This window comes from Streptomyces sp. NBC_01431, assembly GCF_036231355.1.
Classification (GTDB): Bacteria; Actinomycetota; Actinomycetes; order Streptomycetales; family Streptomycetaceae; genus Streptomyces.
Window position 1 is genome coordinate 7,045,617 of the sequence record NZ_CP109496.1, and the last position, 23,107, is coordinate 7,068,723.

Below are 23,107 nucleotides of genomic sequence, written 5' to 3' on the forward strand. Positions count from 1 at the left end.
GCGCGGGTTTCCGTGGCAGGGTGTTGCGGGCAGTCCACTGGGGGCTACCGAAGAGGGGGAACCGTGATCGTCTGGATCAACGGTGCGTTCGGCGCGGGCAAGACGAGCACCGCGCGCGAGCTGATCGACCTGATCCCGAACAGCACGTTCTACGACCCCGAGGTGATCGGCGGGGCGCTGCGTCACCTGCTGCCGCAGAAGCTCCTCGCGCAGGTGACCGACTACCAGGACCTGCCGATCTGGCGGCGTCTGGTCGTGGACGGCGCCGCCGCGCTGCTCGCCGAGGTCGGCGGCGTACTCGTGGTGCCGATGACACTGCTGCGCCAGGAGTACCGGGACGAGATCTTCGGTGGGCTCGCGGCCCGCCGCATCCCGGTACGGCATGTGCTCCTCACCCAAGAGGAAACGATCCTGCGGGCCCGGATCGCGGCCCGGGTGGAGTTCCCCGACGACGCCGAGGCCGATGACCAGCGGGTCCGCAAGTGGGCGTACGAGCACATCGAACCGTTTCGGCGGGCGCTCGGCTGGCTCGCCGCCGACGCGTACACCGTCGACAACGGCGCGCTCACCGCACGCGAGAGCGCCGCGCGAATAGCCGACGCGGTCCGCTCCGGCGCGGCCCGCACGTGCGAGATCGTGCAGACCCCCGAGCCCACCGCCGAGACGCTCGCCGCCGGGGTGCTGCTCTTCGATGACCAGGAACGGGTGCTCCTGGTCGACCCCACCTACAAACCGGGCTGGGAGTTCCCCGGCGGCGTCGTCGAGCGCGGCGAGGCCCCGGCGCGGGCCGGGATCCGCGAGGTCGAGGAGGAACTGGGGGTCCGGCTCGGCCGCGTCCCCAAGCTCCTGGTGGTCGACTGGGAGCCGCCGAGGCCGCCCGGATTCGGCGGTCTGCGGCTGCTCTTCGACGGAGGCCGGCTCGACAGTGCGGGCGCCGGTCAGGTGCTGCTGCCCGGCGCGGAACTGCGCGGCTGGCGCTTCGTCAGCGAGGAAGAGGCGGCCGCGCTGCTGCCGCCCGTCCGCTTCGAGCGGCTGCGCTGGGCGCTGCGGGCCCGGGAGCGCTCAACCGTGCTCAACCTGGAGGCCGGAGTCCCGGTCGGCTGAGGTCTTCATGACGGCCGCCGCGTTCTCGGTCAGCGGGTCTCCGTGCCCGAAACAGACGGTGTCCGCGCCGAGTTCGGCAAGGCGGCGGAAGGAGGCGAGCGCCCGCTCGCGGTCGGTGTTGAACACGCCGACCATCACCTGGCCGACTCCGGCCACACTGTCACCCGTGAACAGCACGCCGTGGCGCGGCAGATGGACCGATATGGAGCCGTCGGTATGTCCGGGGGAGTGCACGACCACCGCGCCGTCGCCGAAACCCAGCGCGTCCCCGTCGCCGACCTCGCGGTCCACCCGGGTCGACGGTGCCTCCGGAAGCGTCAACCCGCGCTCGTACAGCGGAACTTCCCAGTCCAGGAGCACCGGCTCGGACATCGCCCGCTCGCCCCGGATCACCGGGGCGTCCAGGCGGTGCGCGATCACCTCGGCGCCGTAGCGCTCGGCGAGCTCCCCGGCCGCGCCGAAGTGGTCGCGGTGGCAGTGCGTGATCACGATGCGGCGGATCGCGGCCGGGTCGAGCCCGAGCCCGCGGATCGCCTCCTCGATGGGCGCCGCCGCGTTGAGATCGCCCGCGTCGACGAGTGTCAACTCGTCCCCGTCGCGCCACAGATACGCCTGGCCGATGGGGAAGCGGAACATGTGCAGTCGGGGGAGGACTTCTACGAGATCCATGTGGCGAACGTACGTCGGTGACGCCGCTCGCCACATGGATCTACGCTCTGGGCGATGTCCGCCGAGCGCTTAACCCCTCCGCCCCCGCGGGCTCAACTCCGCTTGGACTCCGCGTAGTTGACCAGGAAGTGCGCCTCGGCGACCGAGAGGCGCTCCAGTTCCTGGGGTGAGACGCTCTCGTTCACCGCGTGGATCTGCGCCTCCGGCTCGCTCAGCCCGATGAGCAGGATCTCCGCCTGCGGGTACAGCGCCGAGAGGGTGTTGCACAGCGGGATCGAGCCGCCCATGCCCGAGGACTGCATCTCCTCGCCCGGGTACGCGACGGCCATGGCCTCGGCCATCGAGGTGTACGCCGGGCTGTTGATGTCCGCGCGGAACGGCTGGCCCTGGCCGACCTGCTCGAAGGAGACCCGGGCGTTCCACGGCACGTGCTTCTCGATGTGCGCGTACAGCAGCTTGGTCGCCTCGGCCGCGTCCTGGCCCGGCGGTACCCGCAGGCTGATCTGGGCGCGGGCGGTCGCCGGAATGGACGGCGTCGCACCGGCCACCGGGTGGCAGTCGATGCCGACGACCGTGACGGCCGGGCGGGCCCAGATGCGGTCGGCGACGGTGCCGGTGCCGGGCAGCGACACCCCATCGAGGACCCGGGCGTCCTGGCGGAACTCCACCTCCGGGTACTGCAGACCGTCCCACGCGGAGTCCGCGGGGAGGCCCTCGATCACGGTCTGGCCGTTCTCGTCGCGCAGCGAGTCCAGTACGCGGATCAGCGCGGCCAGCGCGTCCGGGGCCGCGCCGCCGAACTGCCCCGAGTGCAGATTGCCCTCAAGGGTGTCGATCTGGACGCGGATCATGGTCATGCCGCGCAGCGTCGCCGTCACCGTGGGCAGACCGACCCGGAAGTTGCCGGTGTCGCCGATGACGATCGCGTCGGCGGTGAGCAGCTCGGGGTGCGCCTCGGCGTACTGTTCCAGGCCGCCGGTGCCCTGCTCCTCCGAGCCCTCCACGATGACCTTCACGGAGACCGGGATGCCGCCGTTCGCCTTGAGGGCGCGCAGCGCGAGCAGATGCATGATGAACCCGCCCTTGCAGTCCGCGGCGCCCCGGCCGTACCAGCGGCCGTCGCGCTCGGTCAGCTCGAACGGCGGGGTCACCCACGCCGACTCGTCGAGCTTGGGCTGTACGTCGTAGTGCGCGTAGAGCAGCACCGTCGGCGCGCCCACCGGGCCGGGCAGCAGGCCGTACACCGACTGCGAACCGTCGGGGGTGTCGAGCAGGGCCACGTCCTGGAAGCCCTCGGTGCGCAGCGCGTCGGCCACCCAGTTGGCGGCGGCCTCGCACTCGCTCCTCGGCGCCACCGCCTCGTCCGCAACCGACTGGAACGCGACCAGCTCCGCCAGCTCCACCTTGGCGCGGGGCATCAGCGCGGCGACGGTCTCGGCGATCGGACTTGCGGTCATGGGCACGCTCCTCGTGGGTGCGACGTTGTATGTACACATACGAAGATGCACGTAGGCGTACGTCGAAGATATGGCCGATCCTCCCACAACGGGCCACGACAGGGAGGCGGGGCTACTGCCCCGTAGGATGCGGTCGTCAACACGGACCACTGGTCGGAGTGGGGAGCAGAAGCACATCGTGAGCAGCGAGAACGCAGACGCCGGGGCGGACGGCCCCCTGGAAGAGCACCAGGGCGAGCCCGCCGCCGAGTCGGCGACGGGGCCGGACGCCGGGCCGGTCTGGGATGTCGTCGTGGTCGGCGCGGGCCCCGCGGGCGCCTCGGCGGCTTACGCGGCGGCGACCGCGGGGCGCAAGGTGCTGCTCCTGGAGAAGGCCGAACTGCCGCGCTACAAGACCTGCGGCGGCGGCATCATCGGTCCCTCGCGCGACGCCCTGCCGCCGGGCTTCGAACTGCCGCTCCAGGACCGGGTGTACGCGGTCACCTTCTCCCTGAACGGCAAACTGACCCGGACCCGCCGGTCGAAGACGATGCTGTTCGGTCTGATCAACCGGCCGGAATTCGACGCGGGTCTGGTCGCGGTCGCCGAGAAGGCCGGCGCCATCATCCGCACCGGCGCCACCGTCTCCAAGGTCGAACAGCATGGCTCGGCCGTGCCCGACCGGCGCACCGTGGCGGTGGTTCTCGCCGACGGCGAGACCGTCCTCGCTCGGGCCGTCGTGGGCGCGGACGGCAGCGCCAGCCGGATAGGGGCGCACGTCGGGGTGAAGACCGAGCAGGTCGACCTCGGTCTTGAGGCCGAGATCCCGGTGCCGCCGAGCGTCGCCGAGGACTGGGCGGGACGCGTACTCATCGACTGGGGCCCCCTGCCCGGCAGTTACGGATGGGTCTTCCCCAAGGGGGACACGCTGACCGTCGGGGTGATCTCGACCCGCGGCGAGGGCGCGGCCACCAAGCGTTATCTGGAGGACTTCATCGCCCGGCTCGGCCTCGCGGGTTTCGAACCGGCCGTGTCCTCCGGGCACTTGACGCGCTGCCGCAGCGAAGACTCGCCGCTGTCCCGCGGCCGGGTCCTGGTGTGCGGCGACGCGGCGGGCCTCCTGGAGCCGTGGACGCGCGAGGGCATCTCCTTCGCGCTGCGCTCAGGGCGCCTCGCGGGCGAGTGGGCGGTCCGCATCGCCGAATCGCAGGACGCCGTGGACGCCCGACGCCAGGCCCTCAACTACGCGTTCGCCATCAAGGCCGGGCTCGGCGTCGAGATGGGCGTGGGCCGCCGGATGATGTCCCTCTTCGAGAAGCGGCCCCTGCTGCTGCACGCCGTGCTCACCGGATTCAGGCCGGCGTGGAGGGCCTTCGCGGACATCACCCGCGGTGCCACGACCCTCGCCGGTCTGGTCCGCAGCCACCCGATGGCCCGGCGCGCCCTGGACGCGGTCGACCGCTGACCCACCCGGGCGGGACCGGACTCCCTCCGGCCCCGCCCGCCGAGGGTCGGCGCACCGCCCGCCACCTCTCGACGGGCTCCCGGCCCCGCCGCCGCCCGCCGAGAGGCGGCGGCCCCCTCGGTTCCGCCCGCCGGAGACCAGCGGCCGCTACCCGTGACTCCCGCGGAGACACCGATGCGTCGACCCCTCCGTCGAGGTGACGGATCATCACATGTACGTGGAGACACGGGACTTGTATGCCTGCCATCGCAAGTTCGGCCGAATAGCGGCGGCTTCCGGGCCTGAACCGGACCCCGCACGGAGCCCCGGGCACCCCATCGCGTGAAGCGCCCGAACGACACGGCTCCGCACCCTTGACGCCCGGCGGCAGAAGGCGCTTTCATCCAGCCAGTGGCCAGGACCGCGGCGCGGTCCGGCCGCGAGAGGTGCGCCCAGCCGGAAGGGACCCCCAACCGAGGTCCCGAGCCGGCCCGAGTCGCCAGGACCCCTGACCGGGCCCGAGGCGGGGACGTACCCGCGAGGGATGGAACGGATCATGGTTGCCGGCCCAGATCACTCCAGCGCCCCTTCGTCCCACAGAGCCCCTGGCCGCCGTACGCTGCTGCGGGCCGGCGCCGGCTGCGCCCTGGCCGCGGCCGCCGTACCGGCGCTCGCGGCCTGCGGCTCCGCCGCCGAGGGCGTCGGCCCCGACGGCACGGTGACCGTCGAGCTGTGGCACGGGCAGACCGACACCTCGAAGAAGGCGATCGAAGCCCTGGTGGCCGAGTTCAACCGCACCCACCCCAAGGTCCACGTCGATACGGGCGGCGGAGCCACCTCCGATGTGATGCTCCAGAAGGTGACCGCCGCGCTCGCATCCGGCTCGTACCCGGACATCGCCTACGTCTTCGGCTCGGACATCGCGAGCATCGCCCGCAGCCCCCGGGTCGTCGACCTGACGTCGGTACTGCGCGGCGGATCCGTCCCGTGGACCGACTACTGGCCGTCGCTGCGGGACGCGGTGACCGTCAACGGAAAGGTGCGCGCCGCGCCCTCCCTCGTCGACTCCATGGCGGTCGTCTGCAACAAGACCCTGTTCCGGCAGGCCGGTCTTCCGCTGCCCCAACCGGGCTGGAAATGGGCCGAGTTCATCGACACCGCCCACCGGCTCACCAACGCTTCCAAGGGCGTCTTCGGCACCGGCTGGCCCGGCGTCGGCGACGAGGACACGACCTGGCGGCTTTGGCCGATGGTGTGGGACCTGGGCGGGGAGATCATCGCGCCGGACGGCAAGAGCATCGGCTTCGCCGAGCAGGGCCGCCGGGCTCTGGAGACCGTCGCCGCCCTCGTCGCGGGCAAGAGCGTCTACATCGACCCCAAGCCGGGCAGCGCCCAGATGTACCAGGTCTTCCTGTCGGGCCGCATGGGCATGGTGATGGGCGGCCCCTGGACGCTGCCCGACATCATCACCGCCAAGGTGGACTACGAGGTGGTGCCGCTTCCCACGTTCAGCGGCCACCCCGTCACCATCTCGGGCCCCGACACCTGGACCGTCTTCGACAACGGCTCCGCACGCTCGAAGGCCGCCGTCGAATTCGTTCAGTGGCTCATCGCGCCCGGCCAGGACGTCAAGTGGGACATGGGCGCGGGAAGCCTGCCGCTCAGCGTCGAGAGCGCCCGCCTGCCCGCGTGGCTCGACCACTCCGCGCAGACCGCGGGACTCCCGGTGTTCACCAAGGCGCTGGAGTCGGCCCGGGTACGGCCGGTTCACCCGGCGTATCCGCAGATCTCGCAGGCGTTCGGTGAGGCCGTCGTCGCCGTACTGCTCGGCCGTTCCTCGCCGGACAGCGCGATGCGCCAGTGTGCCGACAAGGCCGATGCCGCCCTGCTGATCCCGCGCTGAAGCCGACCCCGTGACCAGAAGGGTCTGAGAGATGAGAAGTACCGGGCCGCGGACCCCCCGCCCCCTCACGCTCGACCCGACCCCGGCCGCCCGCGCCGCCCGCCGCCGCCGGGCACGCGGCGAGACCGCCACCGCCTGGGCCTTCATCAGCCCGGCCGTCCTGGTGATCCTCGGGCTCAGCGTCATACCGCTGCTGTGGTCGCTGCTGCTCTCGTTCCGCGCGGACGACCTGGTCACCCCCGGCCGCTGGGTCGGCCTCGACAACTACCACGCCCTCAGCAAGGACCCCGCCTTCCGCACGGCCGTGAAGAACACCCTGATCTACGCGGGCGTCTACGTTCCGCTGAGCCTGGCTGGGGGCCTCGCCCTCGCGCTGGCCCTGAACCGGCGGATCCGCCTCGTCGGGCTCTACCGCACCCTGGTCTTCATCCCGTTCGTGGTCTCCGCGACCGCCCAGGGCGTGCTGTTCTCATTCATCTTCGACCCCGAGTTCGGCGTGGCCAACTCGCTCCTGCACAAGATCGGCATCTCCCCGCAGGGCTTCCTCTCCAACCCGAGCCAGGCGCTCTACGTGCTGCTGCTCATCTCCCTGTGGAGCGGCATCGGCTTCTGCGTCATCGTCTACCTGGCCGCCCTCCAGGACGTCCCCGCCGAACTCGTCGAATCGGCCCGCCTCGACGGGGCGAACCGGGCCCAGGTGCTGCGCCACGTCACCCTGCCCTCGCTCACCCCGGTCACCGTCTTCCTGGTGCTGTGGCAGTTCATCACCGCCCTCCAGGTCTTCGACCTCGTATACGTCACCACCAAGGGCGGCCCCCTCGGTTCCACCACCGTCATCGTCTACTTCGTCTGGGAGCAGGCCTTCCAGAACTTCACCGCCGGGTACGGCGCCGCCGCTGCCTATGTGCTCGCCATCGGCCTGGTCGCCGCCGCCGTCGTGCTGCGTCTCTACCGGCGCCATCGGGAGCGTACGGAAGCAACAGGCTTGGCCGGTACGGGAGTTGTGCAGCCGGAAGGAGCAGGCCGATGACCGCGCCCACGATGACCCAGGGGGCGGCCTCGTCCGTCAGTGCGCCGGCCCGCCGCACCGAGCGGCGCCGACGGCTGCCGTTCAGCCCCTGGCACCTGCTCCTCGCGCCGCTCTCGATCGGCTTCGCGCTGCCCCTGGTGTGGCTGGTCGTCAGCTCCGTGATGACCAACGCGGAGATCAACCGGTTCCCGCCAGCGCTGTGGCCGCACGGCATCGACCTCGGCGGCTACCGCTATGTGCTCGGCAACGCGATGTTCCCGCGCTGGTTCCTGAACTCGTGCATCGTCGCGTTCGTGGCCGTGACCTCGAACCTGCTGCTCGGGGCGCTCGGCGGTTACGCCTTCGCCCGGATGCGGTTCGCCGGGTCGCGGGTGCTGCTCGCGCTGATGCTCGCCACCATGGCGGTGCCGTTCCAGCTCACCATGATCCCGACCTTCCTGGTGATGAAGTGGCTCGGGCTCATCGACACCCTCGGCGCGCTGATCGTGCCGTCCCTGGTCACCCCGTTCGCGGTGTTCCTCTTCCGGCAGTTCTTCCTGTCGCTGCCGAGAGAACTGGAGGAGGCGGCGTGGATCGACGGCTGCTCGCGGCTTCGGGTGCTCGTCTCGATCGTGGCGCCCCTGGCCCGCCCGGCCCTCGCCACGGTCGCCGTCCTCACCTTCCTCGCCACCTGGAACGACCTCTCCTGGCCGCTCATCGCCATCAACCACGACGCGCACTACACCCTGCAACTGGGCCTGACCACCTTCCAGGGCCAGCACCACACCAAGTGGTCCGCGGTGATGGCGGGCAACGTCATCACCGTCCTTCCGGTGCTCGTCGCGTTCCTGTTCGCCCAGAAGACCTTCATCCAGTCGCTCACGTCGAGCGGCCTGAAAGGCTGACGCACCCTCGAACCCGACAGACCGTCACCCTGCCGCTGGGTCAACCGACCCCGTGCCACCGGCCATCAACCCACCGCACAGGAGAGTCACTTCAGCCATGTCTCCTGCTTCCGACCCAACCGGCACCAAGATCGCCTTCATCGGCGCGGGCAGCGTCGAATTCACCCAGGGGCTGCTCGCCGACCTCTTCGCCTTCCCCGAGTTCGTCCGCGCCCACATAGCGCTGCACGACATCGACCCCGAGCGACTCGCCACCAGCGAGGCGGCGGCCCGCCACATCGCGGCCTCACTGGGCGCGGCCCCGGCGATCAGCGCACATCTCCAGCGGCGCGCGGCGCTCGACGGTGCCGACTTCGTCATCAACACCGTCCAGGTCGGCATGACCGCGGCCACCCGCACCGACTTCGAGATCCCCGCCCGCTACGGACTGCGCCAGACCATCGGCGACACCCTCGGCGTCGGCGGCATCTTCCGTGCCCTGCGCACCTTCCCCGTGCTGCGCTCGCTCGCCGCCGACATCGCCGAACTCTGCCCCAACGCCTGGCTGTTGAACTACACCAACCCGATGGCGATGAACCTGCTGTACCTGCACCGGGTGGCACCCGAGCTGCGCGCCGTCGGCCTATGCCATTCCGTGTACTGGACGATTCACGACCTGGCCGAGCTGATCGGCGTGCCCTTCGGCGAGGTCTCCTACCTCGCGGCCGGGGTCAACCACCAGTCCTGGGTGCTGCGTTTCGAACGCGCGGGCCAGGACCTGTACCCGCTCCTCGACGAGACCATCGCCAAGGACCCCGGGCTGCTGCGCCGGGTACGCGTCGACATGTACCGCAGACTGGGCCACTACCCGACGGAGACCAGCGAGCACTCCAGCGAGTACGTGCCCTGGTATCTTCACCACGACCAGGAGATCGACCGGCTGCGCCTGCCGGTCGGCGCCTACCTCGACATCAGCGAGGACAACCTGCTCACCTACGCCCGCACCCGCGACGCCCTCGCCTCCGGGCAGCCGCTGCCGGTGGAGGGGACCATGGAGTACGCCCCGCAGATCATCCACAGCATCGTCACCGGCACCCCGCGCACGGTCTACGGCAACGTCCCCAACCACGGCCTCATCGACAACCTGCCCGCCGACGCGTTGGTCGAAGTCCCGTGTCTGGTCGACGCGTTGGGGGTACAGCCGACAAGGGTGGGCGCGCTGCCGCCGCAGTGCGCGGCGCTCAACCGCAGCTATGTCTCAGTGACGGATCTCGTCGTCCGGGCCGCCGTGCTCGGCGAACCGCGCCACATCCGGCACGCCGCCATGACCGATCCGGCGACCGCGGCGGCGCTGCCCGTCGAGCGGATCTGGGACCTGTGCGACGACCTCGTACAGGCTCACGCGCCCCTGCTCCAGCCGGAGTTGCGGGCCCTGTTGGGGCACTGAGGGTCAGTTGGTGATCGTGATGAGGAACACCGGGTGGTCGGGGGCGATCCGGCGCAGCTCCTCGTCACTGGAGTCGGGGCCGACGCCGTTGAAGAAGGCGCCGACCTCGGCCTTCCAGCGCTTGAGGTAGGCGCGCAGCACGACGGGCTTGTCGTCGTCGGCGACTTCGACGGCGGTGAAGGAGTCCGTCTTCTTGCCGAGGAGCAGTTCGCCGCCGCCGGCCGCCCGCATGTTGTGCGTCCACTGGACGTGTCCGCGCGGCGCCACCAGGTACTGCGCGCCGTCGATGGTCAACAGGTTGACCGGGGTACGGCGCCACTCGCCGCTCTTGCGGCCGCGGACCGCGAGGACCCGGGAGCCCCAGACGCTGAATCCGCGGCGGGTCATCCACGCGACGAGCCGGTTCATGACGTTGACCGTGAACCAGCCGGGCTTCTGGACGTGTGCGGAAGCGGACATGGTGGGTCTCCCTGAAGTGAGAGAGAGCGGTGCTCTCGTTCGTGAGCAGTCTGCACCGAAGCGATGATCCAAAGCAAGAGCAGCGCTCTCATAAATGTTTGCTGCTCTCGTTTGTGTGCGCCAGTCGCGTTCTTGGTCACCGCTCTCCGAACTGGCAGACTGGAGCCATGAGCACCGTCCAGGGAGCCCGCGCACGGGCACGCATCGAAGTCACCGCGGCCATCAAGGACGAGGCCAGGAGACAGCTGGCGGCGGACGGCGCCACCAAGCTCTCGCTCCGCGCCGTCGCCCGCGAGCTCGGCATGGTTTCGTCCGCCCTCTACCGGTACTTCCCCAGCCGGGACGACCTGCTGACCGCCCTCATCGTGGACGCCTACGACGCGGTGGGGGAGGCCGCCGAGCACGCCCTCGCCCAGCAGAAGGCCAGCGCCCCGCCCGCCGCCCGGTGGACCGCGGTCTGCCGCGCCGTACGGCACTGGGCACTCGCCCACCCCCATGAGTACGCCCTCATCTACGGTTCGCCCGTGCCCGGGTACACCGCCCCCGAGGCGACCATCGGCCCCGCGGCGAGGGTCGGACTCGTCCTCATCTCGATCGTCCGGGACGCGCACCAGGGCAAGGGCATCGCGCCCCCACGGCTCGCGACGCCGCTGCGGGCCGAAGCCGAGCGCATGGTCGCCGACTTCGCCCCCGACCTTCCGCCACCGGCGGCCGTCGCGCTGGTCGCCGCCTGGGCGCAGCTCTTCGGGCTGATCTCCTTCGAGGTGTTCGGCCAGTTCCACCGGGTCGTGGAGGACCGCGAGCCGTTCTTCGCGCACGCCGCGGAGCAACTGGCCCGCTCGGTGGGCCTGGTCCTGCCCGCCTAGGCGGTCTTGTGGACGTCCGGTTGGGCGGGCGCGGGGGACTTGCGGGACCAGCCACGGTCCGGCAGACAACGAACGCCCTTCCACCGGAGGTTCACCCCGTACTCCCCGCGGAGTACGGGTGATCACCTCGCCCGGCCGACGCCGCGGGCCCCGGTGCCGGTCTAGCGTGGCCGGTATGGAAGAGCAGCAGTCACCGCGCGGCGGTCCACCCTGGGAGCGGGGCGGGCCGCCCCCGCTGCGGCGCTGGACGCGGGGGCGAGGCGGTGCGCCGGGCCGGGGCCGGCTGCCGTGGCGGTCGACGATCGCGATCACCGTGTTCGTCCTGGTCGGTTCCAACTTCGCGGCCCACGTCCACAGCGGCCGGGTCCCGCTCGACGGCTTCGCCCGGGTGCTCCTGCTCGCGGGCTGCGTGGTGCTCCTCGTCCGCCACCGTCACCCCGTTGTGGCCGCCTTCGCCAGTTCGGCCGCGGCCTTGGTCTACCTCGGGGCGGGCTATCCGTACGGCCCGGTCTTCCTCTCCGTGGCGGTCGGCTGCTTCGCCGCGGTGACCGCCGGATACCGCCGGCAGGCCTGGGCCGCGGTCGGCATGCTCTGGCTGGGGCATCTCCTCGTCGCGCACTGGCTCTACCGCTGGCTGCCGCCCGAGGGTGACTCGGCGGCTCCCTGGGCCCAGGAAGCAGGGGTCGCCGCCTGGGCGGTGGCCATCATCGCGGTCGCGGAGGTCGTCCGCGTCCGCAGGGAGCAGTGGGCCAGGGAGCGGGCCGGCCGGGCCGCCGCGCAAAAGCGCCGGGCGGACGAGGAGCGGCTGCGGATCGCCCGGGAACTGCACGACGTGCTCGCCCACAGCATCTCCGTCATCAACGTCCAGGCGGGCGTCGGTCTCGCCCTCCTGGACTCCGACCCCGAACAGGCTCGCACCGCGCTGACCACCATCAAGTCGGCGAGCAAGGAGGCGCTTGGCGAAGTGCGCCAAGTTCTGGAGACGTTGCGCACGCCGGGCGACGCCCCGCGCTCCCCGGCGCCCGGTCTCGACCGCCTCCCCGAACTGGTCGAGCAGGCCGCGACCACCGGGCTCGCCGTCGAGGTCACGACAACCGGCGAACGCGCGGCCCTGCCGCCCGGCGTCGATCTGGCCGCCTTCCGCATCGTGCAGGAGGCCCTCACCAACGTCGTACGCCACTCCGCCGCGCGCACCGCGCGGGTCGCGATCGGCTACGAGCCGGGCGCCCTGGTGCTGGGGATCGAGGACGCGGGGCCGTCCGCCGGCGGTGACGCGGGCGGCAGCGGCAACGGACTGATCGGTATGCGGGAGCGGGCCGCCGCCCTGGGTGGCACCATCGAGGCCGGGCCGCCCCCGGCCGGCGGCTTCCGGGTGACCGCCCGGCTTCCCCTGGCCACCCCCGCGAAGGAGACGCAGTGATCCGTGTACTGCTTGCCGACGACCAGCTCCTCGTACGGGCCGGGTTCGGCGCGCTGCTCGGCGCCCAGGACGACATCGAGGTGGCCGGGGAGGCGGCCGACGGGGAGGAGGCGGTGCGCCTGGTGCGCGAACTGCGGCCGGACATCGTCCTGATGGACATCCGGATGCCCCGCCTCGACGGTCTCGCCGCCACCCGCCGGATCACCTCGGACCCGGGCCTTGCCGAGGTGAAGGTGGTCATGCTCACCACCTTCGAGCTCGACGAGTACGTCTTCGAGGCGATCCGCGCCGGGGCCAGCGGTTTTCTCGTCAAGGACACCGAGCCCGACGAACTGCTGCGCGCGGTCCGCGCGGTGGTCGACGGGGACGCCCTGCTCTCACCGGGCGTCACCCGGCGCCTGATCGCCGAGTTCGCCGCCCGCTCGAAGGAGCCGGCCGCCGCCGACAGCCTGGCCGAACTCACCGAGCGGGAAAGGGAAGTGATGGCGCTGGTCGGCATCGGGCTCTCCAACGAGGAGATCGCCCGCCGGCTCGTCGTCAGTCCGCTGACCGCGAAGACCCACGTGAGCCGCACCATGGTGAAGCTCGGCGCCCGCGACCGGGCCCAACTGGTCGTCCTGGCCTACGAGTCGGGCCTGGTGCGGCCGGGCTGGCTGGGCTGACGCGGGCCCCGGTCCGCCCCGTACGGCAGGCGCCACAGCACGTGCACGGTCCGCCAGACGAACACGACGAGCGCGCAGCCGCCGCCGATGAGCAGCAGCACCCGCCGCAGGGGACGGGGGAGTTCGAGGGCGTAGCCGAAGCCGCCGATCGCGCCGAACACGACAGCGGCCGCGAGCAGGGCGCCGGCCAGCGCGTATCCGATGTCGATGGTGATGGCGGCGCGCTCGGCCCGGCTCCGTGTCCCCATGCGCGAAGTTTCACAGCAGGGGCGGTCGGTGGGCAACAATCGCCCGTCGGCCGCCCCTCCCCCGCTGCTCGCACACCGCAGACTACTTGTGCGCGCATTGAATGCAGCAGAATTTAGTTCGCATGCATCAAAATCGGCCATTTCTGCTACCGTGCGGGCATGCCAGCTGAGAAGACCGGGCGCCTGCTCGCGCAGGAATGGCGGGAGCTCCTCGCGGTGCACGCGCGGACGATCTGTGAGCTCGACCGTGAACTCCATGCGTACGGCCTCGGCGCGAGCGACTTCGAGGTCCTCGACATCCTGGCCGAGAAGGGCGCGGACGACCGCGACCGTGCCTTGCGGGTGCAGGAGTTGGCCGCGCGGATCCACCTCAGCCAAAGCGCGCTCTCGCGCCTCATCGGGCGCCTGGAGAAGGACGGCCTGGTGACGCGGGGGATGTGCAGCGAGGACCGCCGTGGTGTGAGCGTGTCGATCACGGGGACCGGCCGCGACCGGCACGCCGAGGTGCTGCCCATCCAGCGGGCGGTGCTGGCCCGCACCCTCGGGGAGCGTCCCGCACGCTAGGTCGTCGGGTTCAGTCCCGCGTCGCTGTCGCGTGCCGGGCGGCGTAGCCGATCAGCGCGGCGCACGCGGCCAGGGCGGCGACCGTGGTCAGGGCGACCGGCAGCGACGACCACTGGGCGAGGAACCCGATCGCGGGCGGTCCGAGGAGCATGCCGCCGTAGCCCAGCGTGGAGGCAGCGGCCACTCCGCCGGGCCCGGCCAGCGCGCCCGCCCGCGCGACGGCGACCGGGAAGATGTTGGCGAGGCCGAGACCCATCACCGCGAATCCGGCCAGCGCGAGCCAGACCGTGGGCGCCAGTGCGCCGAGGAGCATCCCGGCGCATGCGGTGCTGCCGCCCGCCACCAACGTCCGGGTCTGGCCGAGGCGTTCGAGCAGCGCGGTGCCCGAGAGCCGTCCGGCGGTCATGGCCAGCGCGAACAGCGAGTAGCCCACGGCCGCGACGCCCGGCGCCGCGGCCAGGTCCTGCTCCAGGTGCAGCGCGCCCCAGTCCGCCATCGCGCCTTCGCCGTACGCCGTGCAGAGCGCGATCACGCCGAAGAGCAGCACGAGGCGCCGGGCCCGGCCGTCGAGCCGCTGTCCCCTGGCACGCGGTGTGTGCGCCGGTGCGGGCGCAGGGTGGCGCAGCAGCACAGGCCCGGCGAGCGCGGTCACCGCGAGACCGACCCCGGTCAGGGCCAGGAGGTGCGCGGTGGGGGAGAGGCTCCCGGCGATCAGCGCCCCGGCGCCCGCGCCGACCATGCCGCCCAGGCTGAACGCCGCGTGGAAGCTCGGCATCACCGGGCGGCGCAGCGCCGCGACCAGATCGACGGCGGCGCTGTTCATCGCCACGTTGATGCCGCCGTACGCGGCACCGAACACCAGCAGCACCAGACCGAGCGTGAGCGCCGAGTGGGTCTGCGGCGGCAGCGCGATGGCCAGGGCCATCAGGGCACCGCAGGCGACGGTCACGGGATGGCTGCCGAAGCGACGGCAGAGCCGCCCGGTGAGCACCATCGTGACCACCGCTCCGGCCGAGACGCCGAGCAGGGCCAGGCCCAGGTCGCCCGCGGAGGCCCCGGTCTGCTGCTTGATCGCCGGGATGCGGACCACCCAGCCGGCGAAGAGGAAGCCGTCGAGTGCGAAGAACACGGTCAGGGCGGAGCGGAGGCGGAGCAGGGAAGGTGTGGCGGGGTCTCCGCCGGGTCCCCCCGGAACGGCCGTCCGGACTTTGTTTAGTAGCGGCACAAAGTCAGGATAGGGGCAGAACGGAGGCTCCAGCAACCGGGTTGACGCGTGCGCCCCCGCGGCGAGCGGGCGGCGGCGAAGGGGGTGGACCGAGCGGAGCCGGCGCGCGGGCGCGGACCAGCGGCGACGCCCCGAAGCCGGGCGCTGCCGCGGTGTGATGCGAGCAACGCCCGGAAGGGCGGCTTCCGTCCGGGATCATGGGAGACTCGCCCCCATGAACGGCAAGGCGACGACCACCCGGACCAGGCTGGAGAGGGGCCGCAGCGCGCTCGGACCCGCGCTCGAACTGGTGCACACCGGCCGCGCGCCGACCCGCGCCGTGCTCACCGCCGAACTCGGCGTCACCCGCGCCACCGCGGGCGCGGTCGCCGCCGAACTCGAAGCGCTCGGCCTGATCCAGGTCGACTCCCGGCCCACCGCCGCCGGATCCCAGGGCCGCCCCTCGCACCGCCTCGCCGTCAACGACGCCGGGCCGGTGGCGCTCGCCGCGCAGGTGCACGCCGACGGCTTCCGGGCCGCCCTCGTCGGCCTCGGCGGCGAGATCGTCGCCACCGACCCCGGCTGTGTGACCGTCTCGGCCGATCCGGCCCAAGTGCTCGGCGAGGTCGTCGCGGCCGGCGCCGCTCTGCTGAAGGGCAGCGGCCGACGCTGTGTGGGCGCGGGGCTCGCCGTGCCCTCAGCCGTGGCCGAGCCCGAGGGAACCGCGCTCAACCCCCTGCACCTGGCCTGGCCCGCAGGGGCCCCGGTGCGCGAGATCTTCGCCGAACGGGTACGTGCCGCCGGTATCACCGGACCCGCCCTCACCGGCAACGACGTCAACCTCGTGGCGCTCGCCGAACACCGGCACGGCGCGGGCCGCGGCGCGGAGCACCTGCTGTGCGTGGCCACCGGTCACCGCGGCGTGGGTGGCGCACTCGTCCTCGACGGCCGCCTGCACACCGGGAGTTCGGGCCTGGCCCTGGAGGTCGGTCACCTCACCGTGAACCCCGAGGGCCGCCCCTGCTACTGCGGCAGTCGCGGCTGCCTCGACGTCGAGGCCGACCCGCTGGCCTTCCTCACCGCGGCCGGGCGTCCCCCCGGCCCCGAGGTGTCCCTCCTCGAACAGTCACGCGCGCTGCTGCGCCACGAGTACGCCGACCTGACGGTCCGCCGCGCCGCCGAGGAACTCATCGACCGGCTGGGCCTGGGCCTGGCCGGACTCGTCAACATCCTCAACCCGGACCGGATCATCCTCGGCGGCCTGCACAAGGCGCTCCTGGAGGCCGACCCCGACCGGCTGCGGGCCGTGGTCGCCGACCGGAGCCTGTGGGGCCGCAGCGGGGTCGTCCCGATCCTGCCGTGCTCCCTGGACCACAACAGCCTTGTCGGAGCAGCCGAGTTGGCGTGGCAGCCGGTGCTCGACGACCCGTTGGGGGCCCTGGCTCACCAGGCGTAGGCGCGCGCCGGGTTCGCGACGAGGATCCGGTCCACCAGCCCTTCGCCCAGCGTGAGTTCGAGCCTCGGCCGCACCCGGCGCAGCAGATACGGCATGCCCGGAGTGTCCGGGGTCACGGTGTCCCCACCGAGCAGCAGCCGGTCGGCGAACCCCGCTTCCGCCAGCGCCCGCAGCGCGTCGGGCATCCGCCAGTCCGTGCCGTGGTTCGTGCGGGAGGGCCCGTCGAAGGCGAGCCACGCGCCCGCCTCGGCGGCCAGGCGGTGCACCGCGAAGTCCGGGAAGCGGTTGAGGTGGCCCAGGATCACGCTCCCCGGCCGCACCCCCAACTCCCCGCAGAGCAGGTCGAGTACGTCGAGCGCCCCGGTACCCAGCTCCAGATGGACGGCGATCGGTGCGAGCGTCCGGTGGTGCGCCTCGGCGGCGGCCTGCATGGTGAGTACGGCGTGCTCGTCGAGCCCGTGGAAACCGCCCGCGACCTTGATCAGGCCCGCACGGACCCCCGTGTCACCGATGCCTTCGGTCAGCTCGCCGACGAAGAGCTCGGCCAGTCGCCCGCGTACCGCGTCGAGCAACTCGCCCGTGTAGTGGGCGGCTTGGTGCAGCCCCGTCGCGGCGACGACGCCTACCCCCGTGGCCCTCGAAAGGGCGGGCAGCTCGGCGATCCGCCGGCCCATGCCGTACGGAGTCCACTGGACCACCGTGCCGCCGCCGAGTTCCCGGAACGCGTCGAGGCGGGCCCGCGCGTCGTCGGCGTCGTCCAGTTCCTTCCCCGGCAACTGCGGGCTGCGGATGAAGAGGTGGTCGTGCGCGTCGACCACGCCGAGCTGCTCTGGCGCCACGTCCCCGAGCACCGTGCGCACCGCGCTCACCAGTGCCTCCCGACGCGAAGCCCGGCACGACCCGGCTCCGACAGGTGCAGCACCTGGAACCTTTCGCCGGTCGCCTGCGGGCTGGGCTGCTCCCACAGCGTGAACCGCACCAGCTCCCAGCGGCTCGGGTCGACGGCCACGGCGCTCGCCACCACCCCGGACTCCACCGGCCTCGCCACCTCGTCCTCCATGAAGCGGGCCGGTTCGACCCCGTCCGGCACGGGCAGGCGCAGGCGGGTCGCGGCGGCCGCGATCGCCCCGGACGCGGGGCCCTCCGCGTACGACAGACCAGCCCAGTGCCGCACCCGGGGACGCCCGAAGTCGTTGACGATCCCCTGGAACCCGGACCCCCAGAGGAAGGAGTTCATGCCTTCCGGCGTGGCCCAGAGGTAGAACGGGGCATAGGAGTTGACCGGCGAGCCGGCGCCCCGCTCGCGCATCAGATAGGCCTTGAGCCCCAGTCCCGGGAAGTCGTCGAGCAGGTGCCCCCTGGTCGCCACCCGCTTGCGGATGATCCCCATGTCGTAGTCGGCGGGGAGGGTGATCTCGTACTGCATGGCGTGCACGGCGTACTCCTCAGGCGGTACGGGAGGCGGACTCGTCGGCAGGCGGAGCGAGCAGGGAGAGCAGACCCCGCACGCCCGCGTCGAAGGCGGCGGGCGAACCGGAGGCGCGGGCCAGCACGTAGCCGCCCTGCACGGTCGCCACCACCGCGGCGGCGATCTCCTCGGGTACCACCGATGCCCGGAACTCGCCCCGATCCAGGCCTTCTTGGACAATATCCGCGAGCCTGCCCCGGAGCCATTCGATGGTTTCGTCCACCGGCGCGCGCAGCTCGGCGCTGGCGATGACCTCGGGGTCCATCGTCAGCCGGCCCACCGGGCAGCCACGCAGCACATCGCGCTCGCGCAGCAGATACGCCGCGATGCGTTCGTACGCCGTGCCACCGCCCCCGAACGCGACCTCGGCCGCGGCCCGCAGCTCCGTGGCGGTGCGCCGGATCGCGGCCAGCGCCAGATCGGGCTTCCCGGTGAAGTGGTGGTACATGCTGCCCTGCCCGGCGCCCGCGTGCTGCTGGATCGCCTTGGGGCTGGTGCCTCCATAGCCGCGCTCCCACAGAAGCTCGCGGGTGGCTTCGATCAATCGCTCCGGAGTGCTCATGAGAACACTGTACATACCAGTAGGTACAGAGACCAGAGCAGATGCCGCCCTCCCACCTACTCCCTGCGCGGTACACCGACTGCCGCTGGCCGGACGACGACTTGACCCCCCTGCCCGCGCGAGGCTCGAAGCATCAGACAACCACCCCCACGCAGGGAGCTGACCGAGATGAACACCCTGGCCTACGCCGGACCCGGACCGTGGATCCTCTTCGTCCCACTGGTCTGGGCGGCTGTGATCCTCACCGCCGTCACCGTCCTGCGCCGCACCGGTTGGCGCGGCCGGCGGGGCCCGTGGCGGCCGCCCATGGACGACAGGTCTCCCCTCGCCGTGCTCGGCCGCAGGTTCGCCTCCGGCGAGATCGACGAGGAGGAGTACTGGCGCCGGATCTCCGTCCTGGAGGAGCACTTCGGGCGTGCGGACACCGGCCCCCGCAATGGGGGCGCGGCGTGACCCCCACCCCGTGCACCGCCACCGCGGCCGGGTCGCCGGCGCCGTCAAGGTCCACGGCGCCGGCGACACCGAAGCGAGGGCCCTGGAGGGGGCGGGCGTCGGTTACGGCGCCGGACGTCTCACCGCGATCACGCGGCGACGTCGCCGTCGGCGCGCGGTACTTCGACGCGGGCGGGGCCGGGTATTAGCCCCCAACTGGCGCTCGCTGTCGCACAGTTGGCACACGTGAGGATTGCGGTCGGACTCGACAGGGCGGTCGGTCGGCAAGACCGGAGCCCAACTGCCGTCAACGGTCCGCTGGGAGCTGAGCCCCGGAGTGCGAGGCCGCTCACCGTGCCGAACGCGTCCTCGGCTGGGTCCTCGTCAAGGCGTCCGACTCGGCCGGAACCGGCGCGTTCGCGCTGCCGGTGGCCGACTTGCGGCGGTCGCCCTTGCCGGGCTGGTGGCCGTGCGCGGTGGCGGGGGTGGCGGCCCGCGCGCGGGGCGGCGCGGCTGGACGTACTGCGCGCGATCGCGACCGAAGGGCACCGGATGCGGCCGCCCGGTCAACCCGCGAGGGCCGACCTGGGGGCCGCGGCGGTCCGGCCGCGCGCCGGGCGCTTGGCGCGGGTGCCGGCGAAGGCCGGGTCCGCCGCCGTGTACAGCGGATAGGCGGCCAGAGCCACCGCGGCGGCGGGCGGTGCCAGGGTGAACCACACCGTCTTGCCCGACTCGCCGAGCGGGCGAACCCCCCAGCTCTCGCTGAAGGCCGCGATCAGGGCGAGCCCGCGGCCGTGGGTGGCCAGGGCGCCGGCGTCCCGCACGGCGGGCAGTCGCGGATCGTGGTCGTGCACGGAGATGGTGAGCCGGTCGAGCTGGAGCTCGATCTCAACCGTGCACATCTTGTCGGGCTTGGCGTGCCGGTGGACGTTGGTGAGCAACTCAGTGACGCCGAGCGCCGCATGGTCGATCAGCGGATCGAGATGCCAGTAGCGCAATTGCGCCGATACGATTCTGCGGACCTGTCCGATCCGCGACGGCAGGGCTTGGAGCTCCACCGTGCACTGCTGCCTGCTGGGCTGGCTGATCACGGTTGCGACTCCCCGAATAGGTCCGGAAGTTGCTGTCTGGTCCGGCGGCCTTGCCAGAGCGTCACCGCCGGTAAACCCTCAGTGATGTGACACCAGCGTGACCCAGGGGTTAATTCTCCGCAACTCGCGCCCCCAGGGCCCCACGCGTTTCAGCCGTGCGCGCCGTGCGTCTGACGGATGGCCTGCAGGAAACGCTGGGCGAGTTCGGGACCGCGCGGGCGGCCCGGCTCCTCGCTCATCGTCAGCCGGTAGCGGGTGCCGTTCAGCTTCGCCACCGTCCGGTCCTCCTTGGCCGACCACGGCAGCCAGGGGCGCGTCGCGCTGACCGCGTCGACGGGCGCGCTGTCGATCTCCCGCCCGTTGCTGGTGAGCAGAGCGAGCCGGCCATCCTTGATCAGCACCTGGCCGGCCCGCGTCAGCGAGCGGGTCCACCGCTCGATCCGCACGCCCTTCGCGCTGAACTCCGCTTCCTCCACGATGTCCGGCCCCCTTCGCAACGTTCCTGGTGGGCAGTCTGCACAACCTTGAGCCTACGCACCAGGGCGCGCGGAGGATCGGTCCCCGGCCAGCTCCCTCCCGCCGCCATCAGACGTCCCACAAGCCACTCCTATGGCTACCCAAAGGGATCGTTTGCGCAGGTGGGAACGGTATCGTCGAGAGCGGGGACGGCAGCCAAGAAGGACCAAGAAGGACGAGGTGTGGCATGGAAACCATCGACGTGGACCGTAGCGATCCCGAGTACCGCGCCTGGCTCAAGGAGGCCGTGCGCAAGGTCCAGGCCGACGCGAACCGCTCCGCCGACACCCACCTGCTGCGCTTTCCGCTGCCCGAGGAGTGGGGGATCGACCTCTACCTCAAGGACGAATCCACCCATCCCACCGGCAGCCTCAAGCACCGCCTGGCCCGCTCGCTGTTCCTGTACGGCCTGTGCAATGGCTGGATCCGGCCGGGCAAGCCGGTCATCGAGGCGTCCAGCGGCTCCACCGCGGTCTCCGAGGCGTACTTCGCGAAGCTCATCGGAGTGCCGTTCATCGCGGTGATGCCGCGCACCACCAGCCCCGAGAAGTGCCGCCTGATCCAGTTCCACGGCGGCCAGTGCCACTTCGTGGACGACTCGATGAAGATGTACGAGGAGTCCGCCGCCCTCGCCGCGGAGACCGGCGGCCACTACATGGACCAGTTCACCTACGCGGAGCGGGCCACCGACTGGCGCGGCAACAACAACATCGCCGAATCCATCTACCAGCAGCTGAAGTTGGAGCGCTATCCGGAGCCCACCTGGATCGTCGCCACGGCCGGCACCGGCGGTACCTCGGCCACCATCGCGCGCTATGTGCACTACATGCAGCACGACACCATGATCTGCGTTCCCGACCCGGAGAACTCCTGTTTCTTCGACGGCTGGACCCAGCACGACCCGCTCGCCTCCAGCGACTGCGGCTCGCGCATCGAGGGCATCGGCCGGCCCCGCATGGAGCCCAGCTTCGTGCCCGGCGCCATCGACCGGATGATGAAGGTCCCGGACGCGGCGAGCGTCGCGGCCGTACGCGCTCTGGAACAGGCCATCGGGCGCAAGGCGGGCGGCTCCACCGGCACGGGCCTGTGGAGCGCGCTGAAGATCGTCTCGGAGATGGTCGCCGAGGGCCGCACCGGCAGCATCGTCACTCTGCTCTGCGACCCGGGCGACCGCTACCTCGACAAGTACTACTCGGACGCCTGGCTCGCCGAACAGGGCCTGGACATCGCCCCTTACGCCGCCACGCTCGACGAGTTCCTGGCCACCGGGGTCTGGCCCGCGCGCTGACTCAGCCAACCGGAACCAGCTGCCCGTGCGGCGTGCCGCCGCGCGTGCCAGGGTGAAATCATGGACGCGCGCCCGGTGGTTGTCGCCGTAGACGGATCAGAGCACAGCCTGAAGGCCCTGGAATGGGCGATTCCGGCAGCCCTGAGGCTCTCCGCAGACCTGGTGATCGCCCATGTGCTGCCCGACTCCACCCAGCTCTGGATGGCCCGCCGGTCCGCGTTCGGCCCCGGTCCCGAACTCACCGACCCGGTGACCGACCGGATCCGTACCGCGCTTTCCGGCCGCGACGGTCTGCCCTCCGTGCGCTACGACTCGCTGGAAGGTGAAGTACCCGACGCCCTGTACGCGTTGGGGGCCGAGGCCCGGATGCTGGTGATGGGCTCGCGCGGCCGCGGCGGCTTCGCCAGCCTGCTGCTCGGCTCCAACAGCCTGGCCATGGCCACTCGGGCGCCGTGTCCCGTCGTGGTCGTTCCGCCACTGGCCCGCACCGGTGAGGGTGTGCGGACGGCGGGCCGGGTGGTCCTCGGGCTCAATCTGGACGACACCGTGGACGACGTGATCGAGTTCGCCTTCGACCAGGCCGCGGCCCGGGGCGTACCGCTCCAGGTGATCTGCGCCTACCCGGCGCCGCCCCCGGCCGGCCTGCTGGTCGCGGGAGAGTTCCCGCCGAGCGCCATGAATCCCGACGAGTACGGCTCCGTCGAGCAGGACGCGAGAAGTGAGCAGGCCGAGCGGCTGCGCCCCTTCCAGGAGCGCTTCGCGCGGGTCGAGGTGGACGCGGTGGCGGTGGCCGCCGATGCCGCGGGGCATCTTGTGGACGCCTCGGCCTCGGCCGCGCTCATCGTGGTCGGCCGGCACCGGCGGCGGCTGAAGCCCAGCTCGCTGCTGATGGGCTCGGTGGCCCACGCGGTACTGCACCACGCCCAGTGCCCGGTGGCTGTCGTACCCGTCCGCGCGGCCGACTGACCGCGTCAC

General features: G+C 71.9%; 24 protein-coding genes. 14 read left to right on the forward strand and 10 right to left on the reverse strand.

Annotated elements, in window-relative coordinates; genetic code table 11:
* Nucleotides 1-63: 63 nt before the first annotated feature.
* The gene (locus tag OG522_RS32250) at nt 64-1,104 is read left to right on the forward strand and encodes an NUDIX hydrolase (protein WP_329466569.1); all 1,041 of its coding nucleotides are present in this window, start codon (nt 64-66) and stop codon (nt 1,102-1,104) included.
* Here the strand turns inward: OG522_RS32250 and OG522_RS32255 are convergent.
* Both OG522_RS32255 and OG522_RS32260 read right to left on the reverse strand, forming a co-directional pair.
* Nucleotides 1,063-1,773 carry an MBL fold metallo-hydrolase gene (locus OG522_RS32255; RefSeq protein WP_329466570.1) on the reverse strand — a complete coding sequence of 237 codons (711 nt, stop codon included), beginning with the start codon at nt 1,771-1,773 and terminating at the stop codon, nt 1,063-1,065. The genes OG522_RS32250 and OG522_RS32255 overlap by 42 nt on opposite strands.
* A gap of 92 nt (nt 1,774-1,865) precedes the next feature.
* Nucleotides 1,866-3,230, reverse strand: coding sequence for a dipeptidase (locus tag OG522_RS32260; RefSeq protein WP_329466571.1), 1,365 nt, complete (start codon nt 3,228-3,230; stop codon nt 1,866-1,868).
* Between the two features lie 178 nt (nt 3,231-3,408).
* Here OG522_RS32260 and OG522_RS32265 point away from each other — a divergent pair, with 178 nt between their 5' ends.
* The 5 genes from OG522_RS32265 to OG522_RS32285 all read left to right on the forward strand — a co-directional run bounded on the left by OG522_RS32265 (nt 3,409) and on the right by OG522_RS32285 (nt 9,896).
* On the forward strand, nt 3,409-4,674 hold the full coding sequence (locus OG522_RS32265; RefSeq protein WP_382798599.1) for a geranylgeranyl reductase family protein: 1,266 nt from the start codon (nt 3,409-3,411) through the stop codon (nt 4,672-4,674).
* Nucleotides 4,675-5,209: 535 nt separating this feature from the next.
* Nucleotides 5,210-6,556 carry an ABC transporter substrate-binding protein gene (locus OG522_RS32270; protein WP_329466573.1) on the forward strand — a complete coding sequence of 449 codons (1,347 nt, stop codon included), beginning with the start codon at nt 5,210-5,212 and terminating at the stop codon, nt 6,554-6,556.
* A 31-nt stretch (nt 6,557-6,587) separates the two neighbouring features.
* Complete coding sequence (locus tag OG522_RS32275; RefSeq protein ID WP_329466574.1) at nt 6,588-7,586, forward strand: carbohydrate ABC transporter permease; 999 nt, start codon at nt 6,588-6,590, stop codon at nt 7,584-7,586.
* Nucleotides 7,583-8,470 (forward strand): carbohydrate ABC transporter permease, encoded by an 888-nt coding sequence (locus OG522_RS32280; protein ID WP_443074769.1) that lies wholly within the window; start codon nt 7,583-7,585, stop codon nt 8,468-8,470. The genes OG522_RS32275 and OG522_RS32280 overlap by 4 nt, the downstream gene beginning before the upstream one ends.
* A gap of 97 nt (nt 8,471-8,567) precedes the next feature.
* Entirely contained in the window at nt 8,568-9,896 is a 1,329-nt protein-coding gene (locus OG522_RS32285) for an alpha-glucosidase/alpha-galactosidase (RefSeq protein ID WP_329466575.1), read from the forward strand.
* 3 nt (nt 9,897-9,899) lie between these two features.
* On the opposite strand, the gene OG522_RS32290 is transcribed toward OG522_RS32285, so the two are convergent.
* Entirely contained in the window at nt 9,900-10,355 is a 456-nt protein-coding gene (locus OG522_RS32290; protein ID WP_329466576.1) for a nitroreductase family deazaflavin-dependent oxidoreductase, read from the reverse strand.
* A 167-nt stretch (nt 10,356-10,522) separates the two neighbouring features.
* Between OG522_RS32290 and OG522_RS32295 the strand changes: the two genes are divergently transcribed.
* The 3 genes from OG522_RS32295 (at nt 10,523) to OG522_RS32305 (ending at nt 13,303) form a co-directional block, all read left to right on the forward strand.
* Nucleotides 10,523-11,221 (forward strand): TetR/AcrR family transcriptional regulator, encoded by a 699-nt coding sequence (locus OG522_RS32295; protein WP_329466577.1) that lies wholly within the window; start codon nt 10,523-10,525, stop codon nt 11,219-11,221.
* A 175-nt stretch (nt 11,222-11,396) separates the two neighbouring features.
* Nucleotides 11,397-12,641: a sensor histidine kinase gene (locus tag OG522_RS32300; protein WP_329466578.1), complete on the forward strand. Its 1,245-nt coding sequence runs from the start codon at nt 11,397-11,399 to the stop codon at nt 12,639-12,641.
* Nucleotides 12,638-13,303 (forward strand): response regulator transcription factor, encoded by a 666-nt coding sequence (locus OG522_RS32305; RefSeq protein ID WP_329466579.1) that lies wholly within the window; start codon nt 12,638-12,640, stop codon nt 13,301-13,303. Before OG522_RS32300 ends, OG522_RS32305 begins: the two co-directional genes overlap by 4 nt.
* Here OG522_RS32305 and OG522_RS32310 read toward each other — a convergent pair.
* The gene (locus tag OG522_RS32310) at nt 13,264-13,551 is read right to left on the reverse strand and encodes a DUF6332 family protein (protein WP_329466580.1); all 288 of its coding nucleotides are present in this window, start codon (nt 13,549-13,551) and stop codon (nt 13,264-13,266) included. The genes OG522_RS32305 and OG522_RS32310 overlap by 40 nt on opposite strands.
* 159 nt (nt 13,552-13,710) lie before the next feature.
* On the opposite strand from OG522_RS32310, the gene OG522_RS32315 reads away from it, so the two are divergent.
* Nucleotides 13,711-14,115, forward strand: coding sequence for a MarR family winged helix-turn-helix transcriptional regulator (locus OG522_RS32315; RefSeq protein ID WP_329466581.1), 405 nt, complete (start codon nt 13,711-13,713; stop codon nt 14,113-14,115).
* Nucleotides 14,116-14,125: 10 nt separating this feature from the next.
* Here OG522_RS32315 and OG522_RS32320 read toward each other — a convergent pair whose 3' ends face one another.
* Entirely contained in the window at nt 14,126-15,340 is a 1,215-nt protein-coding gene (locus OG522_RS32320) for an MFS transporter (RefSeq protein ID WP_329466582.1), read from the reverse strand.
* Nucleotides 15,341-15,554: 214 nt separating this feature from the next.
* Between OG522_RS32320 and OG522_RS32325 the strand changes: the two genes are divergently transcribed.
* Nucleotides 15,555-16,775 carry an ROK family protein gene (locus tag OG522_RS32325; RefSeq protein WP_329466583.1) on the forward strand — a complete coding sequence of 407 codons (1,221 nt, stop codon included), beginning with the start codon at nt 15,555-15,557 and terminating at the stop codon, nt 16,773-16,775.
* On the opposite strand, the gene OG522_RS32330 is transcribed toward OG522_RS32325, so the two are convergent.
* Genes OG522_RS32330 through OG522_RS32340 form a run of 3 tightly spaced genes read right to left on the reverse strand, consistent with a single transcriptional unit; the run spans nt 16,763 to nt 18,820 of the window.
* The gene (locus tag OG522_RS32330) at nt 16,763-17,647 is read right to left on the reverse strand and encodes a phosphotriesterase family protein (protein WP_329467820.1); all 885 of its coding nucleotides are present in this window, start codon (nt 17,645-17,647) and stop codon (nt 16,763-16,765) included. The two genes, OG522_RS32325 and OG522_RS32330, sit on opposite strands and share 13 nt — an antisense overlap.
* A complete protein-coding gene (locus tag OG522_RS32335; RefSeq protein WP_329466584.1) occupies nt 17,641-18,210 on the reverse strand; it encodes a DUF4865 family protein in 570 nt (189 codons plus the stop codon). Before OG522_RS32335 ends, OG522_RS32330 begins: the two co-directional genes overlap by 7 nt.
* A gap of 10 nt (nt 18,211-18,220) precedes the next feature.
* The gene (locus OG522_RS32340) at nt 18,221-18,820 is read right to left on the reverse strand and encodes a TetR/AcrR family transcriptional regulator (RefSeq protein ID WP_329466585.1); all 600 of its coding nucleotides are present in this window, start codon (nt 18,818-18,820) and stop codon (nt 18,221-18,223) included.
* A 153-nt stretch (nt 18,821-18,973) separates the two neighbouring features.
* Here OG522_RS32340 and OG522_RS32345 point away from each other — a divergent pair, with 153 nt between their 5' ends.
* Entirely contained in the window at nt 18,974-19,258 is a 285-nt protein-coding gene (locus tag OG522_RS32345; RefSeq protein WP_329466586.1) for an SHOCT domain-containing protein, read from the forward strand.
* A gap of 545 nt (nt 19,259-19,803) precedes the next feature.
* On the opposite strand, the gene OG522_RS32350 is transcribed toward OG522_RS32345, so the two are convergent.
* A complete protein-coding gene (locus OG522_RS32350; protein ID WP_329466587.1) occupies nt 19,804-20,328 on the reverse strand; it encodes an ATP-binding protein in 525 nt (174 codons plus the stop codon).
* 149 nt (nt 20,329-20,477) lie between these two features.
* Nucleotides 20,478-20,804 (reverse strand): hypothetical protein, encoded by a 327-nt coding sequence (locus OG522_RS32355; protein WP_329466588.1) that lies wholly within the window; start codon nt 20,802-20,804, stop codon nt 20,478-20,480.
* A 227-nt stretch (nt 20,805-21,031) separates the two neighbouring features.
* On the opposite strand from OG522_RS32355, the gene OG522_RS32360 reads away from it, so the two are divergent.
* Together OG522_RS32360 and OG522_RS32365 are read left to right on the forward strand one after the other, a co-directional pair.
* Complete coding sequence (locus tag OG522_RS32360) at nt 21,032-22,132, forward strand: PLP-dependent cysteine synthase family protein (protein ID WP_329466589.1); 1,101 nt, start codon at nt 21,032-21,034, stop codon at nt 22,130-22,132.
* A 60-nt stretch (nt 22,133-22,192) separates the two neighbouring features.
* Nucleotides 22,193-23,098: a universal stress protein gene (locus OG522_RS32365; protein WP_329466590.1), complete on the forward strand. Its 906-nt coding sequence runs from the start codon at nt 22,193-22,195 to the stop codon at nt 23,096-23,098.
* Nucleotides 23,099-23,107 lie beyond the last annotated feature (9 nt).